Here is a 6,298-nt window from a genome sequence, read left to right on the forward strand (position 1 = left end):
GACAGTTGAGGCCCTTGCTCAAGGGCCTCAACTGTCCGTTCGCGCTTTTCGCGTGGGGCTCAAGTGTCCGTTCGCGCTCGGTGCGGGCTGTGAGGTACGACGACGGCGGGACCCGTCAGCGGGTCTTCGGCACCTTCCGCACGGAGAGGGTCGTCCCCAGGAAGAACGCCGCCACCGAAGCAAGAATCAGCAGCAGCGGGTTGGTCCAGGATCCGGACAGTCCGTGGACGTAGCCCAGGAGTGTCGGGGCAACAGCGCCAACCGAGTAGCCCACGCCCTGGACGACGGCGGACATCCGGCCGGCGGACGCCTGGTCGCGCGCCAGCTTGATGATGGCAATGAAGATGACCGTGATGCCGCCGCCCTGTGCCGCGCCGCCCACGGAGGACCAGAGCCACCACAGTTCCGGGGCCAGCAGCAGGCCAAGGGGAACGGTCAGCCACATCAGGCCCAGGGTGACGGCCACCGCCGTCGTGCTGGCGAACCTGGCCACCATCGGCACCCCGAGTCCGCCCACAATGGCGAGGATCTGGAAGAGCGAGGACCCGGCGCCGGCTGCTGAGGGCGCCATGCCGAGTTCGTCGATCAGGAAGGTCGGCAGCCACGCGGTGACGCCGTAGTAGGAGAAAGCCTGCCCGGCAAAGCCCGCCGTTAGCCCGGCCGTGATCCAGCGGGACGCCGGCCGAACGCCGGCGGGTCGGGGGTCGGACTCTTCGACCGGGGACGGAACGAAGGCATGCCGGCCCACCGCCATCACCCAGAAGACGGTGGCGGCCACGGCGAAGAGCCCGCTGGCCGCCAGCGAGAGCCGCCACCCGGCCAATTCGGCCAGGGGCGCGGTGACCACGGAAGTGAGGAAGGACCCGATGTTCAGGGCAGCGGTGTATATACCCATGGCGGTCCCCTGCCGCCGCGGCGAAAAGTCCCGCCGGATAATCAGCGGCACGGCGATGTTGCCGATGGTGATGGCCACGCCGATGATCGCGGTTCCGAACAGCACGAGGCCGCCGTTTCCGGCCGAGCGGACAATCACCCCGGCCAGCACGCCCAGAAGGGTGAGCATGATGGCGAATTCCGCACCGAACTTTCGGCCCGCCAGCGACGCGAGCGGCGCCGCCAACGAAAAGCACAGCACCGGAATGCCGGTCAGCAGTCCCAGTTCCACGGGCGAGAACCCGAGGTCCTGCTGCATCGGCCCCACTACCGGGGCCACCGCCACGAACGGGCCCCGCATGTTCAGCGCGATGAGTCCGATGCTCGCCAGCAGGATCCAGCCGCGCGGAATCCTGGCGAGGATGTTCGCCGTCATGAGGCGGGCTGCGGCTTGGTGCGGGGGCTGGAAATCCGTGTCATCAATTCATTGCTATCATGCCCGCGGCATCATGACGGGCGTTATCCCGTTGCCTGCAGGGTGGCTTCGATCACGGCAGGAGACAACACGTGTTGCGTGACCATCTGGCTGGCGCCAAGGATTGCAGCCTGGTCCCCGGCCATCGAAAGGGCTATCCGAAGATGTGACGTGGCCAGCGGCAGGGACCGGCGGTAGACCACTTCGCGCACTCCGGCCATCAGGTGCTCCCCCGCCTGGCCCAGGCTGCCGCCGATCACAATCACCGACGGATTCAGCAGGTTGACCACAGTTGCCAGCACATCCCCCACGTCCCGGCCGGCCTGGCGAAGCGCCTGGATCGCCTGGAGATTCCCCCCGGACACGAGCCGCAGGACATCGCTTCCCTTCTCGGCCGGGAGCCCTTCACGGGCCAGCTCCCGCGCGACGGCGGGTCCCGAGGCCAGCGCTTCGAGGCAGCCGTAGTTGCCGCAGCGGCACAGGACGTCATCGCCGCGCGGGACCCTGACGTGTCCCAGATCGCCGGCTGTTCCGTTGGCGCCGCGCTGGAGTTCGCCGCTGCTGATGATGCCTGCACCGATGCCGGTGGCCACTTTGATGAAAAGGAAGTTGTCGTGTTCGGGCCAGTACGCCGTTCGTTCGCCCAGCGCCATGATGTTGACGTCGTTATCCACCAGCACCGGGACCGGCAGCGAGCGCTGGACGTAACGCACCACGTCAAAGCCGTCCCAGCCGGGCATGATCGGCGGCTTCACCGGCATGCCGGTGGCATGCTCCACCGGCCCGGGCAGTCCGATTCCGATGCCGGCCAGGTCCGCGGCAGACCGGCCCGCCTCGCTGAGGAGTGTTTTGCCTTCTTCAACCACACGGCCCAGGACCTTTTCCGGTCCGTCGGCAACATCCTGCGCCAGGCGCCTTTCGGCGAGGATGTTACCGCCGAGGTCGGTGACGGCAACGATCACGTGCGTGGCGCCGACGTCGACTGCCAGGACGGAGCGGGCGGCGGGATTGAAGGCAAAGCGCGACGGCGGCCTTCCGCCGCTGGAACTGGCCTCACCGGCCGGACCCACCAATCCGGAGGAGATGAGCGCGTCTATTCGGGCGGCCACCGTTGACCGCGCGAGACCTGTGGTCAGGGCCAGTTCGGCCCGGGTGCGCGCCTTGCCGTCGCGGAGCAGCTGGAAGAGGTCGCCGGCCCGGGAGAGGCTCCCGGCACCGTCAGGGGCGGCATCGGGTCCGACATCGACGCCGGTCTCTTTTCCAGACGTTGGGCTCATGAGTCAGTGATAGCACGAAGGTCTTATGCATGTCACTCCACTAAAAGATTGTCGATAAGTTTCCAACTTTTGCTTGACGATCGACAAAAGTAGTTCTAGCTTGATGTGTGAGCGGTGTCACTGAGGCAGGGCATCGCCGGAAGTCCCGGTCATCACGCTCCCGCTATTACAAAGAGGTAAGCAACTTGTCGAGCCAAGCACAGGCATCACGGCCCCTCCTCGGCGTCGGCATTCTGGGCGCGGGGCCTGTTACGCAGGCGATCCACCTGCCATCGCTGGCACGGCTGGGAACTATTCTCGAGGTCCGCCACATTATGGACGTTGATCCCGCGGTGGCCGAGTCGGTGGCCGGCAGGGTTGGCGCGAAGTACGGCACCAGCATGGAAGAACTCCTCGCGGACCCCGCAGTGGACATTGTGGCCATCTGCAGCCCGCACCAGTTCCACGCAACCCAGGTCATCGCAGCGTGCCGGGCCGGCAAGAAGGCTGTGCTCTGCGAAAAGCCGTTCGCCATGAACGGCGAAGAGGCCGCCGCAATCTCCGCCGTGTCAGCCGAAACCGGCGTCCCTATCATCGTGGGCGCCATGCACACCTTCGATCCGGGCTGGCTTGCAGCGGAAGATGCCTGGGGCGACCTGCCGGAACAGGTCCACACGGTCCGGTCTTCCATCGTCCTCCCGCCCAACCCGCGCTTCGAAGACTTTGCCACCGAGATTGTGGGCCGTGTGCCCGTGCCGGTGCCGGATGCCACCGACCCGGAGGTCATCAAAGCGATGCTCACCGGCGGAGTGATGGGCCTGGCCATCCACGATCTTCCCCTGGTCCGCCGCTTCACCCCCGATTTTGCGGCGGTGGAGGTCCTGCACGCTGAAATCGTCCGTCCCTTCGGCTACGTCATTTCCCTGCGGGCAGGAAACGTGGCCATCGAACTTCGCGCCGCGATGAATGCCACGTGGGAACCATCCTGGGAATTTGAGGCGATCGGCAACGACGCGGCCTTGAAGATCGACTTCACCCCGTCCTATGTCCAGGCCGGCTCGGCAACCGCCCGGATCCGCAGGGATGGGCGCACCACCGTCCTTGCACCCTTCGGCCACAACGGGTACGAGGGCGAGTGGCGCAAACTGGCCGATCTGGCTGTCGGTGCAGGGCAGCCGCCGTCCGCCGAAACACTGATCCACGACCTCGAGTTTGCGCTGGCCATCGCCGAAGCGGCCGCAGGCCGGGTAGATACAGGCCGGGTTGATGCTGGCAGTGCCGCCGGCTCCACCGCAGACCAGGAGGTCAACGCATGACCACGCAGCTGTCCGTGTACGCGGATCCGCAGGCTGAAGCAGCAGGTGCGGTGTCCGCCGTCGTCGCTTCCCTTCCCCTCTCTTTCCGTCCTGCAGTGTCGGCAGCGGATGTCACCGCCGTCGCCGGTCATGCCGGCTGGACCGATCGGGCATCCGCCGCGATCCGCAACGGAGCCAAAGGCGTTGTGGTGTCCGCGCCGGCGGCCGAAGACACTGCGGGGCTCGTCGCGGCCGCAGACACCGCAGGCTCAGTGGTGGTTCTTGACCTGCAATGGGCAGGAAATCCGGCGCTGGACTCCACGAGAGAAAACGTGCATGGCGCCATCGCCACGGCCCTCGAGGGCGCCGTCCTGCTGGACTCTGTTGCCATCGCCGCTCCGGGCACGGATCCGCTGCACGTGCTGACCGATCAGTTGGCCGTCCTGGTGCAGTGCGGGATCGAGGTCCGCAACGTGCGGATGGTCCAGCGCAACGGGAACGGCTACACGGTGGCCGGCACCACGGCGGACGGCGTTCCCGTCGCACTGCAGGGCATCCTCACCTCCGCACTGCCGGCCACCGCCAGCCTCACCATCCTGACGTCAACCGGACGTGCCGACGTCGTACTGCCGGACCCGGCAGCTGCCTGGCCGGCCGAAGTCCGCACGGTAACCACAGAAGGAGCAACGACGCTGCCCACCCTGTACGAATCGTCACACCGGACCAGCTGGTCGAGGGTCCACTCGCATATTTCTTCCGGGGTCCCCGCCAACGACCTGGCACAGTTCACCGCCGTTATGTCAATCCTCAGCCAACTCACCAGCTAGACAGCCCTACCGAACCACCAGCAGTTCCAGTTCCTCAAGTCAGCATCCACTCATTGTCGAGAAGGGCCCGGGCATTCAGTCACTCCGGGCCCTGAAAGGAAACAACCGTGTCTACCAAACCCTCCATCGCATCTTCCGCCTTCTCCCGGCGGGGGTTCCTGGGCTTCGCTGCCGCCGCGGCCTCCGCTCCCCTCCTGGCCGCCTGCGGCGGCGGCTCCGCTTCGCAGGGCGGCGGCAGTGCGGGTGGAACCATCAAATTCTGGGACATGCCGTGGGCCACCCCGGCCTACAACGACGCCGCCAAGAAGATCGCCGAAGGGTTCTCCGGAGCCAACGGCGGCAAGGCCAGCTACCAGATCATCCAGTGGAACAACTTCTACCAGACGTTCTCCTCTGCCATCGCGTCCAAGACCGGCCCCGCAGTGTCCACCGGCGGCGGGTTCCAGGCGTTCCAGTTTGAGCAGCAGGGCCAGATCGCTTACGCAGACAAGGTCATCGACAAGCTCAAGGCCAACGGCCAGTTCGACGACTTCCTCCCGGGCGTCCTGGACCCGTTCAAGTCGGACAAGGGCTACGTCGCTGTCCCCTGGCAGCTGGACATGCGAGTGTTCTGGTACCGCAAGTCGCTGTTCGAGAAGGCAGGCGTAGGATTGCCCACCGACTGGCCGTCCCTCCTGGAAGCCGGTAAGGCGCTCAAGAAGGTCGGAGCCTTCGGCTTCACCACCGGCGCAGGCGCCGGCAACAACTACGGCAACCACTCCATGATCATGATGATGGTCAACAACGGCGGCGGCGTCTGGAATAAGGACGGCGAGCTGGACCTGATGAACGACCGCAACGTCGAGGCCATGGAATTCGTCCTTGAGCTGGTGTCCAATGGAATCGTCGATCCGGCGGCCGTCAGCTACACCACGGACAACATGTCCGCCCAGTGGAAAGACGGCAAGGCCGGTTACGGCCTCTTCCAGGTCAATGTGCCGCAGCGTGTGGGAGACACCTCCGGCGACCTGCTGGTGGCGGACCCCATCACCGGTCCGCACGGAGACAAGGCCACCATCGTCTTCCCGAACAACATCATGATGTACAACAACACCCCGTCCCAGGAGGCATCCGAGGAGTTCCTGGTCTACTACCTTGGCCAGCTGAAGGAACTGTGGCGCCAGAAACTGATGTCCGCCCTGCCGGTGTTCAAATCCATCACGGAAATGCCCGAATTCGCCAATGACCCCAATAACGTGAAGATCGTCAAGGACTGGCAGCCCATCGCCAAGACTTTCGCGGCCCAGGGCAAGACCCTCAACGCCAACCTCGCAGCGCTGGACGGCGGCCAGGCCCTGAACCAGTTCAGCCAGACGATCCTCACCGCCAAGGCTGACGCCAAGACCGCCCTGCAGACGTTCCAGTCCGGCCTCGAATCGGTCCTGAAGAAGTAGAACGGTACCGGCCATGTCATCCACCATTACATCGTCCGGCCTGGCCCGGGCCCGCCGCGGGCTTGCCCCGGGCGGGCCCGGGGCCTCCCCCGGAAAACGCAAAAGCAAGCTCAGCGCACAGACCACCCGGACGTTCTTC

5 protein-coding genes are annotated in these 6,298 nt (G+C 65.7%); 3 read left to right on the forward strand and 2 right to left on the reverse strand.

Annotated elements, in window-relative coordinates; genetic code table 11:
* Positions 1-115: 115 nt before the first annotated feature.
* The gene (locus ACFVWT_RS22480; RefSeq protein WP_390251856.1) at positions 116-1,309 is read right to left on the reverse strand and encodes a CynX/NimT family MFS transporter; all 1,194 of its coding nucleotides are present in this window, start codon (positions 1,307-1,309) and stop codon (positions 116-118) included.
* An 83-nt stretch (positions 1,310-1,392) separates the two neighbouring features.
* Positions 1,393-2,625 carry an ROK family protein gene (locus tag ACFVWT_RS22485; RefSeq protein WP_390251858.1) on the reverse strand — a complete coding sequence of 411 codons (1,233 nt, stop codon included), beginning with the start codon at positions 2,623-2,625 and terminating at the stop codon, positions 1,393-1,395.
* A gap of 185 nt (positions 2,626-2,810) precedes the next feature.
* Between ACFVWT_RS22485 and ACFVWT_RS22490 the strand changes: the two genes are divergently transcribed.
* The 3 genes from ACFVWT_RS22490 to ACFVWT_RS22500 all read left to right on the forward strand — a co-directional run bounded on the left by ACFVWT_RS22490 (position 2,811) and on the right by ACFVWT_RS22500 (position 6,159).
* Positions 2,811-3,920: a Gfo/Idh/MocA family protein gene (locus ACFVWT_RS22490; RefSeq protein ID WP_390251860.1), complete on the forward strand. Its 1,110-nt coding sequence runs from the start codon at positions 2,811-2,813 to the stop codon at positions 3,918-3,920.
* A complete protein-coding gene (locus ACFVWT_RS22495; RefSeq protein WP_390251862.1) occupies positions 3,917-4,726 on the forward strand; it encodes a hypothetical protein in 810 nt (269 codons plus the stop codon). Before ACFVWT_RS22490 ends, ACFVWT_RS22495 begins: the two co-directional genes overlap by 4 nt.
* A gap of 107 nt (positions 4,727-4,833) precedes the next feature.
* Entirely contained in the window at positions 4,834-6,159 is a 1,326-nt protein-coding gene (locus ACFVWT_RS22500; RefSeq protein ID WP_390251864.1) for an ABC transporter substrate-binding protein, read from the forward strand.
* Positions 6,160-6,298 lie beyond the last annotated feature (139 nt).

This window comes from Arthrobacter sp. NPDC058288, assembly GCF_042880995.1.
Lineage (GTDB): Bacteria > Actinomycetota > Actinomycetes > Actinomycetales > Micrococcaceae > Arthrobacter.

Bases quoted from the DNA above. Each gene is read 5' to 3' on its own strand.
- ACFVWT_RS22480 (WP_390251856.1), bottom strand. From the start codon at position 1,309: ATGACGGCGAACATCCTCGCCAGGATTCCGCGCGGCTGGATCCTGCTG.
- ACFVWT_RS22485 (WP_390251858.1), bottom strand. From the start codon at position 2,625: ATGAGCCCAACGTCTGGAAAAGAGACCGGCGTCGATGTCGGACCCGAT.
- ACFVWT_RS22495 (WP_390251862.1), top strand. From the start codon at position 3,917: ATGACCACGCAGCTGTCCGTGTACGCGGATCCGCAGGCTGAAGCAGCA.